13 protein-coding genes, 1 tRNA gene and 1 rRNA gene are annotated in these 17,200 nt (G+C 39.6%); 3 read left to right on the top strand and 12 right to left on the bottom strand.

All coding sequences use genetic code 11. The annotated features are described in order from the left end of the window. Positions 1-43: 43 nt before the first annotated feature. Genes mukB through cmoM form a run of 4 tightly spaced genes read right to left on the bottom strand, consistent with a single transcriptional unit; the run spans position 44 to position 7,373 of the window. Entirely contained in the window at positions 44-4,510 is a 4,467-nt protein-coding gene (gene mukB / locus PVK70_RS17580; RefSeq protein WP_130048956.1) for a chromosome partition protein MukB, read from the bottom strand. 2 nt (positions 4,511-4,512) lie between these two features. Continuing rightward, complete coding sequence (gene mukE, locus PVK70_RS17575) at positions 4,513-5,250, bottom strand: chromosome partition protein MukE (RefSeq protein WP_130046387.1); 738 nt, start codon at positions 5,248-5,250, stop codon at positions 4,513-4,515. Continuing rightward, the gene (mukF, locus tag PVK70_RS17570) at positions 5,231-6,568 is read right to left on the bottom strand and encodes a chromosome partition protein MukF (RefSeq protein ID WP_130048907.1); all 1,338 of its coding nucleotides are present in this window, start codon (positions 6,566-6,568) and stop codon (positions 5,231-5,233) included. Before mukF ends, mukE begins: the two co-directional genes overlap by 20 nt. 25 nt (positions 6,569-6,593) lie before the next feature. After that, complete coding sequence (gene cmoM / locus PVK70_RS17565; RefSeq protein WP_130048908.1) at positions 6,594-7,373, bottom strand: tRNA uridine 5-oxyacetic acid(34) methyltransferase CmoM; 780 nt, start codon at positions 7,371-7,373, stop codon at positions 6,594-6,596. A 135-nt stretch (positions 7,374-7,508) separates the two neighbouring features. Here cmoM and elyC point away from each other — a divergent pair, with 135 nt between their 5' ends. Then, positions 7,509-8,372, top strand: coding sequence for an envelope biogenesis factor ElyC (elyC, locus tag PVK70_RS17560; protein ID WP_130048909.1), 864 nt, complete (start codon positions 7,509-7,511; stop codon positions 8,370-8,372). A 133-nt stretch (positions 8,373-8,505) separates the two neighbouring features. On the opposite strand, the gene kdsB is transcribed toward elyC, so the two are convergent. Genes kdsB through PVK70_RS17535 form a run of 5 tightly spaced genes read right to left on the bottom strand, consistent with a single transcriptional unit; the run spans position 8,506 to position 14,511 of the window. Further along, positions 8,506-9,252, bottom strand: coding sequence for a 3-deoxy-manno-octulosonate cytidylyltransferase (gene kdsB, locus PVK70_RS17555; RefSeq protein WP_130048910.1), 747 nt, complete (start codon positions 9,250-9,252; stop codon positions 8,506-8,508). Then, positions 9,234-9,431: a Trm112 family protein gene (locus PVK70_RS17550; protein ID WP_130046392.1), complete on the bottom strand. Its 198-nt coding sequence runs from the start codon at positions 9,429-9,431 to the stop codon at positions 9,234-9,236. The genes kdsB and PVK70_RS17550 overlap by 19 nt, the downstream gene beginning before the upstream one ends. Before the next feature lies 1 nt (position 9,432). Then, positions 9,433-10,419 carry a tetraacyldisaccharide 4'-kinase gene (lpxK, locus tag PVK70_RS17545; protein ID WP_130048911.1) on the bottom strand — a complete coding sequence of 329 codons (987 nt, stop codon included), beginning with the start codon at positions 10,417-10,419 and terminating at the stop codon, positions 9,433-9,435. After that, the gene (gene msbA / locus PVK70_RS17540) at positions 10,419-12,167 is read right to left on the bottom strand and encodes a lipid A ABC transporter ATP-binding protein/permease MsbA (RefSeq protein WP_130048912.1); all 1,749 of its coding nucleotides are present in this window, start codon (positions 12,165-12,167) and stop codon (positions 10,419-10,421) included. Before msbA ends, lpxK begins: the two co-directional genes overlap by 1 nt. Positions 12,168-12,201: 34 nt before the next feature. After that, the gene (locus tag PVK70_RS17535) at positions 12,202-14,511 is read right to left on the bottom strand and encodes a DNA internalization-related competence protein ComEC/Rec2 (protein WP_130048913.1); all 2,310 of its coding nucleotides are present in this window, start codon (positions 14,509-14,511) and stop codon (positions 12,202-12,204) included. Positions 14,512-14,517: 6 nt separating this feature from the next. Here PVK70_RS17535 and PVK70_RS17530 point away from each other — a divergent pair, with 6 nt between their 5' ends. Continuing rightward, entirely contained in the window at positions 14,518-15,033 is a 516-nt protein-coding gene (locus PVK70_RS17530; protein WP_130048914.1) for a DUF2062 domain-containing protein, read from the top strand. Between the two features lie 270 nt (positions 15,034-15,303). Further along, positions 15,304-15,456, top strand: coding sequence for a nonsense-mediated mRNA decay protein NMD3 family protein (locus PVK70_RS17525; protein ID WP_130048915.1), 153 nt, complete (start codon positions 15,304-15,306; stop codon positions 15,454-15,456). 67 nt (positions 15,457-15,523) lie between these two features. Here PVK70_RS17525 and PVK70_RS17520 read toward each other — a convergent pair whose 3' ends face one another. The 3 genes from PVK70_RS17520 to rrf all read right to left on the bottom strand — a co-directional run bounded on the left by PVK70_RS17520 (position 15,524) and on the right by rrf (position 16,986). Beyond that, positions 15,524-16,444 (bottom strand): manganese-dependent inorganic pyrophosphatase, encoded by a 921-nt coding sequence (locus PVK70_RS17520; RefSeq protein ID WP_130046398.1) that lies wholly within the window; start codon positions 16,442-16,444, stop codon positions 15,524-15,526. A gap of 285 nt (positions 16,445-16,729) precedes the next feature. Further along, positions 16,730-16,806, bottom strand: a tRNA-Trp gene (locus PVK70_RS17515). Positions 16,807-16,870: 64 nt separating this feature from the next. After that, positions 16,871-16,986 (bottom strand): 5S ribosomal RNA (gene rrf / locus PVK70_RS17510). Positions 16,987-17,200: the final 214 nt, after the last annotated feature.

The following is a 17,200-nucleotide window of genomic DNA, read 5'->3' as shown; positions in this document are numbered from 1 at the left end:
TGGCAGCCATTTCTGACTGCCATTTATTTACAAACTTAACTCACTATTCCGCAATCTCTGCTTCTTCTAGCGTTTGTTGAGTACGACTTGCTGCCGATTCTTGCCCGAAGCCTTTAAGACCGACCACATGAACGTGCTCGCGATCTTTAAAGATCTTACGAACCAATTTATAGGTTGTTCCCTTCTCTGGGCTGATGTTTTCTGGTGCTGCGATAAGAAGTTGCATGTCCAGACGGTCACACAATTCAAATAACGTCGCAATAGATTTCCCATCCAGACGTGCCGCTTCATCCAAGAATAATAGACGACAAGGCATAATGTCTTTACTACGAAGACGACGAGACTCTTCTTCCCAACTTTGGATAACCATTAATAAGATCGCTTGGCCTGTACCAATCGCTTCACCAGTTGATAGTGCACCTGATTCTGCTTGTAACCAACCATCAGCACCACGGTTTACTTCAATGTTTAGCTCAAGGTAGTTACGGTAATCCAGTAACTCTTCACCTAGTGTTTGTGGTGAACGTTGGCCAACATCGATATGTGGGTTAATTCGTTGGAACAGTTTCGCAATTGCTTCTGAGAACGTAAAACGAGGATTACCAAACAAGTCTTGATGCTGTGCTTGATGCTCAGACAGACCCGCTAGTAGCGTTGCGTGAGTTTCACGAATACCTACATTTAGACGAACACCCGTTACTTGACCAAAACCAATTTGTGATAAACCTTGGTTCAACATACGAATACGGTTTTGCTCACGCTGAATGGTCTTACGAATAATGTTCGCAACACTTTCAGAGCTCAACGCTAAACGGTTTTCACGAGACGTCAGCTCTTCAGTCAGACGACCAAGCTCTGTTTCCATCTCTTCAATCGCTTCTACTGGATCATCAGTATGAATGATATCTTGACGAATACGCTCACGAAGATGTTGGTATACTGCAATGTAGAATAGAACTTTACGCTCTGGTTTGCTTGTATCTTCAGAAGCACGCAGCGAATCACGCAGGTCTTCGTTATCAGCGACAGCTAGACGAAGCGCACCTAATGATTTATCCGACATTGAACGCAGTTCTTCAGCACTTAAATACGCCAATTCACGTTTATGTAGACGACGTTCTACATCATTCTCACGAGCTAAGCGTAGAACTGAACACCAGCCCGCTTTTGCGTTAACCACAAACGTGCGTAGCTCTTTGTACAGTTTTTCAACTTTACGAGATTGCTTAACTAAACCTTTGATCTCAAGCTCGTTTGATGTGATGCCTTTTTCTAGCTCACTCTTACGGCCACGAGAACTGTGTAGACGCTCGTTCAATTCACCCTTACGAACCTCAGCACGCTCTAATGCGCTATGGTCAGCATGAACACCAAACTCTTGCAGTTCACGTTTAAACTCTTGAACGGTTTCTTGTTTTGCTTGATGTGAACTCTTAAGCGACGCCATTACTTGGTTGTATTGGTTTGCTTGAGCTTGTGATAGCTTTTGTTGCTCTTTCGCTTTAGTACGCGCTTGTTCTGCTTGTACTAATTTCGCTTTAAGTTGTTCGTTTAGTTCACTGCTCTTATTAAGCAGTGCTACGGCATCTTCATAACCAAAGTGATGACGACGCTCTACTAAATCAGAAATTGCAAACAATTGGGTTTTAATACTTTGTAGCTGCGCATCGATTTGCTCATGCTCTGCTTTTAGTGCATCAAATTGCTCAGGATCCACTTCTAGCGCACGTTGCAGTGTTTCTAGCTCTGCAATCACTTTGCCATTTTGACGTAGGAAACTTTCGGCTTCTGATACTTGTTCAACTTGAGCACTGATCTCTTCAAAACGCTCTTTGATGGTTTCATCTTCAAGCACATTAATGTGTGGTGCAATTTTAGCTAATTGAGACAATGCCTCTTTTGACGCTAAGATTTGAGATTTATGTTGCTGCTCAGTCGCTACAAGCTCATTTAATTGACGGCTCGCTTGCGATAATTGCTCACGTGCTTTTTTCAATTCAACTTCTGGATCAGCATCAAACGCTACTGCAAGGTGTGTTGATACGAAGCCATTAAAGCTTTGGTATAAACGTTGAAGTTTTTGTGAATCAAATGCCGCTTTTGCGTGTTCTTCAACGGCAATTTCACGCTCTTCACGTAATGTATCTAAACGTTGTTCACGAGCTGCACGACCAAATAATGGTAGCTCAGGGAAACGAGAGTAACGCATTTGGCGATCATTTAGATGAACGCAAACCGCATTCTCCATTTCATCTGCATCAAATACGCTGTCATCAAACGCATCGATATCACCTTCAATGATGTAAAGATCATCCGGACAATCTTCAAGATCAACCAGTTTATCTTTAATGCCTGATAAATCAGAAACAACAATAGCGTGACGAGCTGGGCCGTAAAGTGAACTGAAGTATGGCGCATCACTTAACGTAATATCGTCATAAATCTCAGAAAGCAGAACACCACCTAGTGTATCAGCAAGACCTTTAAGACGTGCATCACCACTACCACCAGGGGCAGCTAGGCGCTCAATTTCAGATTCTAACTCTTCTTTACGAGCAGCTAGACGATCTTTGTTTGTCGACAATACACGCTCATTTTCTAGCGTTTCTTGCATTTGGCTGATAACCATTTGGCTATCTTCCAGTTCAACACCACATTGCTCATTCAGCTTGTGTAATGCGTCATTTGCTGCAATCCATTTAGGCGCAATAGACTCTAAACGATGAGATTCTGAACGATATTGTTGTTCTTGGCGTTTTAGCTCTGAACGTTTATCAATAATGTTTTCTTGCTGCTCTTGAACGGTTTCAAGCATCTCTTCATGACGCGCTTGCTCTTCTTCAAGAACCATTTCAGAATCAATCGTGATATTGAAACGTTTTGCGTATTCTGTTGCTAATTCTTGAGCTTGACGTTGTAGTCGAACAGCACGTTCAAGATCTTTATATTGTGCTTTCAGCTGCTCTGCACGCTCTGCAATATTGTTGAACTGGCGAGCTTGTTCAATTAAAGCTTTTGCCTTATCTGATGCTTCATTACGCTCAACATGACCTGCAATTGAGGTAACTAATGCCAAGCCACGTTCAAATTGTTGAACCGCTGCAGAAGAAAGATCCAGCTTATGCTTAATCGCTAGTAATGCTGTGGTTTGAAGCTCTTCTTTTGCTTTTAATTCACCTTGAAGATCAACTGCATTATCTTGAGTTAATGAGTTATTTGCTGTTAATTGCTGTGCTTTTTCAAGAGCTTTAACCGCTTGTTGGTATTGAAGCGCACGAGTTTGCTGCATATCCAACGCTTGTTGGTAATCAGCAAGTTGCGTTTTAAGGCTATCAACTTCTTCTTCTGTTAATAGCGCTTGCTCTTCAGCCATAGCAAGTTGTTCAGTGGCTTCTTCCACCACCATCACTTGCTCTTCTAGACGCTCTGTTAGCTCTTCTAGATCTTCAGAGTAACGTTCAATCTTCTCTTGTTGACGAACGGCTGTCTGCACTAATTGAAGATGATCTGAGGCTGCTTGATAATCTTGCTCAAGACCTGACTCTGATTCAGTAAGCTGCTCTAATTCACTCTGCATATTGTTTAATACAGACGACAGATCCACTAAGCTGTGTTGTGCATTCATTAACTCAACACGGTGCGTTAATGTTTGTTCTACTTTATTACGGCGATCATTCGCATGACGCATGTAATCTGAAGCAACATAGTTAGTTGATTCTGTGATGAGATGCTTGAATAGATCACGATCAGACTGAGTCGTCTTAATCGCTTCTAATGTCATACGGTTTTCACGCAGTGCCGCTTCCATATCTTGGAAGGCTTTCTTAACACCACCATTTTGTGGCAATAAGTAATCACGTAAAGAACGCGTGATCGCACTTGAAATACCACCGTATAAAGAAGCTTCGATTAAACGATAGAACTTAGAACGATCGCTTGTGTTACGAAGTTTCTTCGGTAATACACCGTAATCAAACATTTGAGCGTGATAGTCGGTTACTGAATTAAACGCTTTAAATTGAACGCCTTCGTACTGTGAAACAATGTCTTTTACGTCATTGATTTGACGAACACGAGCTTGATTTTCAGAAACAGATTCAATCATTAAATCCGTTGGTTTTACATGGCTTGGTAAACCAACAACAATGAATGGCTTGATGTCTACTTTCTTATCACGACCTGCTACTTGCTGTAATTTTACAGCAAAAAGTACACGTTGCTTACGAGAGTTCACAATGTCTAGCGCAGCATAACATGCACCCGGTTTTAATTTACCGTGCAGACCTTTGTCACGAGACGCTTGAGAGCTGCCCGCTTCTGTTGTGTTACGAAAATGCAGTAGTGACTGGTCAGGAATAAGCGTTGTAATGAACGCCGCCATTGTGGTCGACTTACCAGCACCGTTACCACCAGAAAGTGTGGTTACTAGATTATCAATGTCAAAAGTACGGGCAAAAAAGCCGTTCCAGTTAACCATGGTGAGTGATTGATATTTACCACGTTCAACCATACTCATAGATCACCTTCCAATTCTAATTCATGTTGCTCTTCAGCCGGTTTTTCGTTGTTATCTATATCAAGATCCAAACTAGATTGGCTTGCTTCTTCTTGATGAATAACTACCGCTTCACCATCACGGATTAAACGTAATTGTGCTTCTTTCATGTCATCGCTTGTACGTACATCGGCACCAAAACGGAAAACCGCTTCACTTATACGAAATTTACCTTGCTCACCCACTTGAATGATCATACCTAGACGCTTTAAACGGCGCAGTGAAGTACGAACTTTATCAAACAGCTTTTCTTTATCTAAATCAGAACCAGAAGCACGGTTTGTTACTAGCTTCATCAACTTTTGTTCGTCAGCTAATACGAGTAGTTCATCGAACAATTCTTGGTTGGTAAAGATACCTTCGTGAGCCAAACGCTCTGGACTTAGGTATAAGAAACACAAGACTTTACCAACTAGCATGTCTATCTCAGCCAATACGCTACGTGCAATGAAAGACGTTGAACGTGGACGTAAATAGAAAAAACCTTCAGGTGCCTTTACTAGTTCAGCGTTATAACGTTGATAAAACAGGCCTAATTCATGTTCAAATTCACACAGTAGTCCATGATTATCTAAATCTTCACTGGCTATATGACGACCAGAACGTAATAAACTGTCTAGCTCTGGGAATAATGGATTAGCAATTGCTTTTGCTAACTTCTCAGGCATAAATTCTTCAATATTTGTCAATGACATTTGCTTGTACCTTCGCACCGAATTCGTTAATAGATTGCCAATCAGGTTGAACGGCTTGGAAATCGGCTTCTGAATAACCGAGGCGCACCGCTTGATCTACCACTAGGCGGGCAAGATCAAAGTGCTGAGAATGTGGGTATGTCGCTAGGTAATTCTTAAGAATAGTACCTAACTCAATCGCTTCGCCCGTATCTTTATGATGTTGAAGCATCTCTGCTACACGCTCTGCAAGAATATCTGTGATCACGCTTAATTCTTCGTATTCCATTTCATCTGGAACAATACCGGTTACTTCATCATCACGCAGCATCAGTGCCTCATCACGCATATCACGTAAACGAGCAGCATCTGCATAAGTCAATAACCAAGGTGCATCAAAGTAACCTTTAACAGAATCACGTAAACGCTGGCTAAATGCTCGGTTCTTATCCATATCAATAGCGGTACGGATGAACTTATGAACATGTCGGTCATAACCAATCCAAAGATCAATCGCTTGCTGACCCCAACTTACGATACGGTCTAACTTCATTTGTAATGAATACAGTAGAGCATCAATAAACTCGAGTTCTTCATTACCATAAACAATTTCTTGGATATTCAACAATTCTGTTTGCAGCTGATCGCCCGCAGCCTGCAATGAATCTTGCAGTTCACGTAAGTTACCTGATGTTTCATCAAGCAGTTTTTCACAGCTAGAAATCGCTTCACGCCAATTTTGATTTAGCAACTCTGCAATTTCTTCTTTTACTGATTGCTGTTGTTCATCCATAACACGTTGGTTTAAATCGATACGATCAAAGATCTCACCTACTGAGTATTTCAGAACACCATAAACGTTTTTACGCCAGTGTTTTGCTTCACCGCCCTTTTCCGCAGCTTCTGATGCTTTTTGGATCTCTTCTGCTACCATCGCCAATTGAATAGAAAGCTTCAATTTAGAGAATTGACGGTGACGCACATAATAATCAGTGATCCCGATAGCTAATGGCGTAAGACGATAGATATTCATTCCATCGGTACTTTCACCACTAAAGCGGCTAATTAAACGTTGTTTTACTAATTCATTGATTGCATTGTTCGCACGAAAAGCAATGGTGTCATTGGATTGACCAAATAACCCACTGATGATTCCAAACGCGTCGTGAAGCTCACCTTCACCCAGCTCATCATCAAATCTTTCATTACTGAGAACAGCAATGGCCAACAAAAATGCCAAACGCTCGGTTGGCAAATTCAATGAGAAATCGTGCTGCTTTACCCAACCAACCAGTTCATCAACTGTTTGGTCTGTAACAGCATTAGAAAACTCACTCATTGTGTATCCTTTGTGTACATCATTATTATTTTCTCTTCGCCCATACGTGAATATAACGGCCAAGAGAGAGATAAGGTTCTTGACGGCATAACTGCTCTTCGAGCTTTAGTACGTCTTCGATTTGGTAATCGCCCATGTATTCCATATTACCTATGTAATCATGAAATGAACGAATGCCCGATTTTCCTTTAATTTCATAACCAGCATCTTCAATCCACTGATACACGTCATTAGGCATTAGACCTTTTTGAGGCTGTAACTTAAACCTTTTTCGATGAGGCATACCATCTAAAACATGTGGAATATTACCACAAATCACATTTTTGAGCACAAGACCATGATGGTTATAAAACATAATGGAGGCATACCCACCCGGTTTAACCTGTTTTAAAAGAATATCTAATGCTTCTTTTGGGTTATCTAACCATTCCATAACCGCATGAAATAGAAGAATATCAACCTCCCCGATATTATACTGTTCAATTTGTTGTACAGCAGTATGAATAAATTGATATTGCGGCAATAAACCATTGTCTTCGACTGCTTCTTTCGCTAATTTCAACATTTCTGAAGAAATATCACATAACGTGACAGAATGACCACGTTTTGCTATTTGCTGAGAAACCTGCCCTATCCCACCACCAGCATCTAAAATGGTAAGTGGCTCAGATTTTGCATTATTTTCAGCTAAGATAGTTTCCATATCTTGCCACACAATTGTTTGGCGGATCCCACCCTTATCAGAACCATAGATGTTCTTGGCAAATTTGTGGGCGATGTCATCGAAATTACGGTCTTTATTCACAGTGGTTAAGTTATGATATTATCTATTGGAAACACGCATTGTCGCATAAGAGCTCAAGGAAGTAACAGCATGACGCTGTTTTTTGCTCTCAAGTGGTGATTTTTCATTCTATATCAGCGGTAATAGTTAAAAAATATGTTTGAGTTAAAGAAGTTTTTGTCATCCATGTTAATGCCCCTACCAGGTTTACTCCTAATAGGCTTCATTGGATTAATGATTTTATGGTTTTCTAAAAAGAAAGGATTTGCCTCTTTTTTATTAACTTTATCTCTTTTGGGTATTTTCCTGCTCTCTTTTCAACCAATCACAACTCCATTATTAAAATCGACTGAACGAATCTACCCTTCGTTTATTGCGCCAGAGACACCAGTTGAGTACGTACTTGTTCTTGGAAATGGCCATGTTGTTGACGATGAAATATCACCTATTTCAGAGCTATCTAGAGCCGCTGTCATGAGATTGACAGAAGGGATCCGTATTTATCGTATGTATCCTGGTTCCAAAATGATTCTTTCAGGTTATAACGGTGGAACAACAGTTAGTCATGCTCGCATGATGGCACACGTTGCACTGTCATTAGGGGTTAATAAATCGGATATTTTATTACTAGAAAGTGCTCGTGATACTCATGAAGAAGCAATGCAGACATTTAATGCAGTGGGTGATAAAACGGTAGTTCTTGTCACTTCGGCAAGCCATATGCCACGAGCTATGGCAGAGTTTAAATATCTAGGAATGACTCCAACACCTGCCCCGACTAATTATTTAGCGCATTCTGAAATAAACCAGCCATGGGAAAAATATGCACCTAAAGCGAAATACTTAGAACAGTCTGAACGTTTTTGGTATGAGCAAATGGGCCGCTGGTTTATGCAGCTTAAAGATCTTGTTATGGAAAAAGAAAAACAAGCGCAAGAAACACCACAGCTTGATATGGAAGATGTGATAGATAAAGTAGATGAAATAAAGCAATCATTACCTTTACCGAATAAAAGCTAATAACATTTGATCACTTAAAAAAAGCCCGAAGCTATTAAAATAGATTCGGGCTTTTTAGTATACAAAGAAGTGTTTATACCAATCGTAGTAAATAACTGTTCATCCTAGCTTAACCAGATAACTGTGATTGGTATTATTTAAGAATAGCGCGTACTTTCTCTAAATCTTCTGGTGTATCAACTCCTGCTGCTGGTGCTTCTTTTGCGACGGCAACATGAATTTTTTCGCCATACCAAAGCACTCGCAGCTGTTCTAAACACTCAATTTTCTCAAGAACACTTGGCTGCCAATTAATATAAGTATTAATAAAACCAGCACGATACGCATAGATACCAATGTGACGAAGTAAAGGATTTGCTGTTAATGTTTCACCTTGAGCGAAAGCATCACGATCCCATGGGATCGAAGCTCGACTAAAGTACAATGCATACCCTTCGGCATCGGTAACCACTTTTACGGCATTAGGGTTAAAGACATCATCTTCTTCATCAATCGCTACTGCTAACGTTGCCATTGGCGCAACAGAATCCGCTAAGTTTTGTGCAACTTGCTGAATGATACTTGGTGGGATCAGAGGCTCATCACCTTGAACATTCACAACGATTTCATCCGCTGTAATACCACATTTTTCAATGACTTCAGCAAGGCGCTCAGTGCCTGATTCATGATTTGGAGACGTCATGCATACATCACCACCAAAACCTTTAACCACCGCTTCAATACGACTGTCATCAGTTGCGATGATCACACGGTCTGCTCCAGCCTTTGATGCTTGCTCGTAAACCCATTGGATCATAGGTTTACCACAGATATCCGCTAACGGCTTACCTGGTAAACGTGTTGATTGGTAACGCGCAGGGATTATGACTGTGAACGACATAACTCTACCTCTTCCATTGTCATGCGACGCGCTTCAGGTTCAAGCATTACAGGAATGCCTTCTTTAATTGGGTATGCAAGACGATCAATTTTACAAATAAGCTCTTGCTTATCTTTATCGTAGTTCAGTTTTCCTTTACATACCGGGCAAGCTACGATTTCAAGAAGACGATAATCCATATTATTCTTTTACCTCAATAATTTTATTTAATATTTGTTGTGCTTTTTCTTCTGGGAATTGTGCATCAACAGGTAAATACCACCATGACGATTGAGCAAAAGACTGACATTTTACTGCATCTTTCTCAGTCATAATTAACTGATCGCCATGTTTCATTAATTGTTCTATTTCTGTCTGTTCAAACGCTTTATGATCTTCAAAACCTTGAGTATGAACCACATTGGCTTTCAGCTGATTCAGCGTTTCAAAAAAACGTGGCGGATGCCCTATTCCAGCAAAAGCGACCAAATTAGACAATGAAGAAACACTGCATCGCTCGCCTGTAATTAAATTAATTGCTTCATTTGGCTGAAGTCGCATCGACACCTCATTTGCTTGAGGCTCTCCGCCATTACAAATTAAGAAATCAACACTAGATAAACGCTCTACTCCCTCTCTTAATGGGCCAAGAGGAATATAATGCTGATTACCAAAACGGCGCTTTCCATCAATAACAATAAACTCTATGTCTCGTTGAAGTGCATAGTGCTGTAGGCCATCATCAGTAATAATAAAATCAACACCCTGTTGCTCAAGCATTTTAACCGCTTCGCTGCGAATGGGCGCAACAGCAACTTCAGCTTTAGTGCGTTGTTTAATTAAAACAGGCTCATCACCTGAAATATCTGGCGTTGTCGTTTCAGTTAATAAATAAGGATAGTAAGGGGCTTTCCCACCATAGCCACGAGAGGCAACCCCTACTTTATAGCCTTTTAGTTGAAGCTGTTCGACAAGCCATACAACAACAGGGGTTTTACCATTTCCACCAGCGGTAATATTACCAACGACAACAACAGGAACCGATGAACGATAACTCTGCTTTTTACCACGCTGGTAATCTGATTTTCGCTTTGTTGCGATCCACTTAAATAAGCAACTAAGTGGCCACAATAATGGCCACAAGAGCTTTCCTAAAAAATGGTTCTCAAACCAAATTTTTTCAATCATTAATCACCAAACTGAATACGATGTAATTGAGCATAAGCCCCATCATGAGCGATAAGTTCTGCATGATTACCACGTTCAACCACTTCACCTTCATCAACAACTAAGATCTGATCGGCATCTTCAATCGTTGATAAGCGGTGAGCAATAACTAATACCGTTTTGTCTTTTTGAAGCTCATCCAATGCTGATTGAATCGCTTTTTCAGATTCCGTATCAAGTGCAGATGTTGCCTCATCAAGAATTAATACTGGTGCGTTTTGTAATAATGCTCGAGCAATCGCAATACGCTGGCGTTGACCACCAGATAAGCTCGCGCCATTTTCACCAATCATGGTATCAAAACCGTCATCCATCTTATTAATAAAATCAGATGCATAAGCAAGCTCTGCCGCTTTTTCTATCTCTAGGCGCGTAAACTTACCTTCAGAAGCATAAGCGATGTTATTTGCAACGGTATCATTAAATAAATGAACATTTTGAGAAACTAAAGCAAAATGTTTACGTAGGTTTGGTAAGCGATAATCTTCAATCTTATCGCCATCAAGGCTAATCTCACCTGAATCGACATCATAAAAGCGAGTAAACAAGTTAGCGATGGTACTCTTACCTGAACCTGAACGGCCCACTAAGGCGATGGTTTTACCTGCTGGAAGATCAAAACTTACACTACGTAGTGCTGGTGCATCCGCAGTTGGATAAGTAAAGGTTACATTATCAACTTTGATATCACCTTTTACGGTGTCTCTTTCAATATTACCGTCGTCTTTCTCTTTATCCATGCCCATCAATTCAAACAGCGTCTGACATGCCGCCATACCGCGTTGGAAATCAGAAGTAACGCTCGTTAAGCCTTTTAATGGGCGTAATAAACCAAACATTGCTGAGAATACAACGGTAAAGGTACCCGGTGTCAGTGTCTCTTTGATCGAATCTACACTCGCTAAATAAAGCACAGTAACTAGAGCAAACGAAGCAATCATTTGAATAATAGGGTTAGCTAAACCTTGAGCTACCACCATTTTCATACCTTGCTGACGCATATGATTACTAATATTGTCAAAACGCTCAGATTCAACCTTTTGACCACCGTAACTAAGAACCACTTTATGGCCTTTAAGCATCTGCTCTGAGGTTGCCGTTAATGAGCCCATTGCCGTTTGCATGTTTTTACTGATCTTTCTAAAACGTTTAGAAACAAAGCTAATAGCAAAAGCAACAATAGGAGCAACAACGACCAGTACAAGAGATAACTGCCAGCTGTTCCAAAACATCAAGCCAAGTAAACCAATAATACTGGCTGACTCACGTACAATATTAACTAAGGCTTTACTGGTTGCCGACGCTACTTGCTCTGAATCATAAGTAATTCGAGATAATAAACGCCCAGTTGATTCTTGATCAAAATAGCTTACCGGCATATGCATAAAATGATTGAAGATTTGACGACGAATACGCATAACCACGTTACTCGCAACCCAACTCATACAATAACCAGAAATAAATCCACTCAAACCTCTGATAAACATCATGGCTAGAATAATAAATGGCATTTTCTTTAAGAAATCAGAATCTGCGTTACCAAAACCATCATCTAAAAGTGGTTTTAGCAAAGAGATCATGTAGGTATCGCTTAACGCATTGATAATCAGTGTTACAACAGCAACGGCAAGACCCGCTTTATATAGTGAGATATGTGGCCATAAACGCTTAAATGTTGCCCATGTAGATTCGTCTTTTTCAATAGTCATAAGTACTTATTCTTCATATACAATTATCTATATTCTACTCTGAATTTAGATTATCGCCAAATAGCTTTCTGTACCAAGTATTTTGATTGTGCAGTGAATAACCTTCAATAGATAACTTTCCACCTTTTGAGCTTAGACTTATTTGCCCTAATTGAGCAGTATCTAACCAAAGTACCTGATTGTCTAAGTGCCTATCTTTAATCTCTGGATTAGGTAAATTCCAGGGAGTAAACCTTCCGGCAGATACTACACCAACCTTCCCTTCCATTACTTTTACCCATCGCTTGGTTGATGAAGTATTAGAACCATGATGAGGAACCAAAAATACATCGATATCATCAAATGTATTTTGATTTAAAATCAACATCTCTGAAATGGCATCAATATCGCCAGTTAATAAAAAAGACCACTTATCTATACTTAGTTTTATAACGCATGAGTGAGGATTATACGCACGGCTTACCATTCTCGGTGGCCAAATTGCGGTAAAATGCATTCCTGCTACTTTCCACTCTTCACCTTTAATACATGGTTGGTGATTACTGCCTTTCTCACTTGCTCTGACCCAATTAGGACTGAAAGTATCTATTAAATAATTTTTCCCGCCTGCGTGATCGTTATCTGAATGACTAAGGATCAGGCCATCAATACTCCTTATTCCTCGATGATGCAAAATAGGCTCAATAACACTTTCAGCAATGCTACCAGTTCGCCACCTCCCTCCTGTATCATAAACAACGGTATGCCCTTGATTAGATAATAGTAGTGATAAACCATGCCCCACATCTAAAAAATCAACTTGCCACTCTCTTTCTGGCTTAATAAACAGTGACCCGATAAATAAAAGTATAATTGGCTGAATAAAAAAACGTAGGGGAAGTAACAACTTAAGAGATAAAATAAAAATAACAGCGTACAACAACATATTAATATGATTTGGTAATACAACCCATGATTGCTCCGCATGCTTTGCTAACCACCATACCGAAGATATAGATAAACTAGCCCACTCCCATCCTATTTTTGCAATGTCATTACTGAATTGTTCCATAATAACTGAAGCTAGACTTAACGGTACCGTAAAAAAACTAACCCAAGGTACAGAAAGAAGATTAATGAATGGTGATAAGTAACTTACACCGGAAAAGAAAATACCTTGAATCGGCGCTAATAAAATAAAAAGAGCAAACTGTATAAAGATGACTTGTTGCCACTTTCTAAATAATGGTTGGTCTTTGGTGTAAACAAAGATCTGATAAAAATGAAGAGACAAAAAAACCACGCATACCGCACTAAATGAAAGCCAAAAACTCATAGAAAGGGAGGAAAAAGGATTGAGTAACAAACATAGGAATAAACACCACAATAATAATTGATGTTTCGGCCAACGTAACCGGTATATCAATAGAATAGATACGATAAAACAGGCAATCAAAGCCCTAATCGTTGGAAGTGAAAAACCCGCAAGCCACGCATAGAAAACAGCAAACAGACAACCGAGAATAATAGGCAACCATCGCTGGCTCTTTTGAGAAAAAACAAGACGAACCCCCTTACCTAGCCACCAACCAATCGCAAAAACAAACCCAATATGCAGCCCCGATATTGCCATTAAATGCGCCAAGCCAGAGTTACGAAGCACACGCCACTCAGAGGCACTAATCTCTCCTTTGTAACCAAAAGTCAGTGCTAGGAGTAAAGATTGATGCGCTTCATTAACTGTATTCTCATAGACTTTTTGAAACCATTGAGTTCGATAGGAGGGCTTATCTTCTAATAAGGTAGCATTACTTATTTTGCCGTATGAATGTATCCCTTTCGCTAATGCATAATCTTCGAGCTTATAGCCTACTTCATTATGTCGCCCAATGGGCGGACGTAGCTTTACATCCATTTCCCACAGTTGACCTTGTTTAAATAGAATGGTTTCTGACTCTTGGTTAAATTGCTTCTGATAATCTCGAATTGATAACCTTAATAAGGGTAAATCATAAAACTTCATTGAATGATTATTAATATCGCGAACTTGGACTAAAATTGAAGATGTTCTATTGTTAAATGCAATTAGACTTTGAATTTCACCTTTGATGGTAATATCATGACCTTGACTATAAAGTAAGTGATTGAGACTTTTATAGTAAGTTATGTGTGAGGAAGTGATGACTAATCCCAGAAGGATGCCTTGTAATAACTTTGCTTGGGGAAATTTTAGCGCAATAATTATATAGCTAAAAACACACAATATAAATGCAAGTGACGGCAGGTTTGTTGGCCAATAGGCCGATGATAAAAGAATAAGAATTACGACAACGAGTTTGACTCGTATGTCTCGAAGAAGAAGCATTAACTCATGCCAAGAAAGTTCATTAAACGTTTTTTACCAAACCACGAGACAATTAAACGCCAGAAAGCATTAAAGATATTTGGCAACGTATTATATAACCCGAATCTATGGTGCTTAAACCGTCGTTCTGCGGCTGGGGCTTTTGCTGTCGGCTTATTTATGGCGTTTGTTCCTCTTCCAAGTCAAATGATTATGGCAGCAGGCTTAGCTATTCTTTGTAGTGTAAATTTACCTTTATCAATCGCTTTAGTTTGGGTGAGTAATCCCGTCACTATGCCTGTGTTATTTTATGGCGCTTATAAAATTGGAGCTTGGACATTATCAACACCTACTCAACATTTTCATTTTGAGCTTTCTTGGGAGTTTATTGGTTCTCAAATGTCCACAATTGGCCCCCCTTTCCTATTAGGTTGTGCTATTTGTGCAATTACCTCATCACTTATCGGTTACTTTGGTATACGTGGCCTCTGGCGTTACTCTGTAGTGCGAAGCTGGCAAAAACGCACATTACGATTAAAATAGCAAAAACTAATCTACCCTTATCTTTAAGCTTCCACCTATAACTGACAGTAAAATTTTGCTGTCAGTTCACAAAACTTCCCTCGCGAACAAACAGTATGCTAGCTTTAATGTAATATGTTTATTGATATCTTATTAATAAAACAACCTCTTTAGGCATTGTCGTTCATTATAAGATACTCATACTAATCACGGTAAGTAAGTGATTGGTATAACTCATAATACTAATAAGAAAGAAAACTATACACTTACAGCTTGCTTAAGGAACTTGATATGAATGAATTAATTGAATGCCCAAAATGCCATTCTGATGAATTACTTATATCAGACAACGAAACCACGGTGCTTTGTTCAGAATGTGGAATAATAAAAAGAGATGGGGTTTGGCTTATTGAATCACCAAAAATGGTAGAAACGACAGCCTAGAAGAGAAAAAGCCCATACTTCACAATATGGGCTTTTTATTTACCTAACTGGCTTTATATCAAAAAGATTAAGCAAACACGTCTTGTAATTGAGGAACAACTTGTTTCTTACGGCTAAGCACACCATCCAGCCATACACGGCCGTTTTCTGTCGCTTTACCGTAAGCTTTAGCAGTTAGCTCTTCATTATCACTAACAACTAATAGTTCTGAACCTTCTTTCATAATGTCAGTTAAAAGTAAGATCATAGTATGACGATTACCTTCGACTTTCATTGCTGCGATATCCGCTTCTAATTCTTCTTTGATTTCATCAAACACGGCAAGATCGATAACTTCAAGTTGGCCGATACCTACTAGCTCGCCATTCATGTTGAAATCTTTAAAGTCACGCATTACAAGATCACGTACAGGCGTACCTTCTACTGCAGATTTTACTTTAAACATTTCCATGCCAAGTGCTTTATAATCTTCAATTCCAGCGATCTCTGCTAGTGCTTCAACACACTTGATATCAGCAGTTGTACAAGTTGGTGATTTGAAGATTACTGTATCACTTAAAATTGCGCATAACATGATACCAGCCATGTCTTTTGGAATTTCAACATTGTAGAAATCATACATCATTTTAATGATTGTATTACTACAGCCAACAGGGCGGATCCAACACTCTAGTGGTGTTGAAGTTGTTAAATCACCCAGTTTGTGGTGATCAACAATACCTACAATTGTTGCTTCAGCGATATCGTCTGGTGCTTGTGTTAGTTCTGAATGATCTACAATGTAAACCTCTTCACCAGCATAGCTTAATTTTAATTCAGGTGTTTCTACGCCAAACTTTTCAAGGATAAATGCAGTCTCAGGAGACACTTCACCTAAACGAGTAGGAGTTGCTGCTTCACCGATTTGATTTTTTAAGTAAGCTAGTGCAATCGCACCACAAATTGAATCTGAATCTGGGATCTTATGACCCACTACATACATTGACATTGTATTACTCTCCTTTAAATATGGCGCTATTCTAACAAATTGAGACGATTTGAAAACAGAAAGTATCTATAGATAGATAAACTATTGAGCACACAAATCAAGGTAAGAAATTGTAAATAGCAAAAAGGCTCATATCTTTCGATATAAGCCTTCTTTAATATGGCAGGGGTGGAGAGATTCGAACTCCCTACACGCGCGTTCTTATGGTGGGGGAATCCGCTGCTCTTTTCTCAATCTGCAAATAGCAAAAAGGCTCATATCTTTCGATATAAGCCTTCTTTAATATGGCAGGGGTGGAGAGATTCGAACTCCCAACACGCGGATTTGGAATCCGCTGCTCTGCCAGTTGGAGCTACACCCCTGTAGTTGTTTTAATGACTTAACTTTGTCTAATTCTTACTTTTAACTAAGTAAGAAAAAATAAGAGCCTGGCGATGTCCTACTCTCACATGGGGAAACCCCACACTACCATCGGCGCTATTACGTTTCACTTCTGAGTTCGGCATGGGATCAGGTGGGTCCATAATGCTATGGTCGCCAAGCAAATTCTGTCTATATCTCCCGCTTGTTATAAAGCTCGCTAGCTGCGTTAATTTATTCTTCATTCGCTCATTTACAGAAGTAAACTCACTCATTCGAATCACAAATTGCCTTGCTATCAAACTTTATTCCAGCGCTACTAATAGCAAGGGAAATATAATAATCTGGAAAGCTGTTTCTCTATATAAAGAGCTGTTCTTAATCACATTCAATATG

It is taken from the genome of Aliivibrio sp. A6 (genome assembly GCF_028765505.1).
In the GTDB taxonomy this organism is placed as follows: Bacteria; Pseudomonadota; Gammaproteobacteria; order Enterobacterales; family Vibrionaceae; genus Aliivibrio; species Aliivibrio finisterrensis_A.
Note: the sequence above shows the minus strand (reverse complement) of the source record. Positions and strands in the feature narration are given on the sequence as shown.